The organism is Halomonas sp. ND22Bw, from assembly GCF_003011945.1.
In the GTDB taxonomy this organism is placed as follows: Bacteria; Pseudomonadota; Gammaproteobacteria; order Pseudomonadales; family Halomonadaceae; genus Halomonas; species Halomonas halophila.
Genome location: NZ_PXWD01001800.1, coordinates 1 through 235 on the forward strand (window position 1 = coordinate 1; position 235 = coordinate 235).

At 60.0% G+C, this 235-nt stretch carries 1 protein-coding gene; it reads right to left on the reverse strand.

The annotated features are described in order from the left end of the window. Positions 1-235: hypothetical protein (locus CVH10_RS27155; RefSeq protein WP_219925120.1), on the reverse strand; the 235-nt coding region annotated here is incomplete at both ends.

The window sequence follows — 235 nt, forward strand, 5'->3', positions numbered from 1 at the left end:
GATCGCCAGCGTTGTGAGACGTCAATCGCGGAAAGACGATGCATAGGTATTGCCGGGGCGCAGATGATTGGATGGCTTTTCGCCAGGCCGGGGGCGGCTGGTTCTACGCCATGGTCGACAATCTCCACTTCGGGGCCAATGCCGACGCCGACGCGTTTCGTCAGTGGATGATGCGGGAACTCGTTTCCTAGAGCTTCGCGGCCGTATTCGCCGCAAACTCTGCGGTGAATAGCCG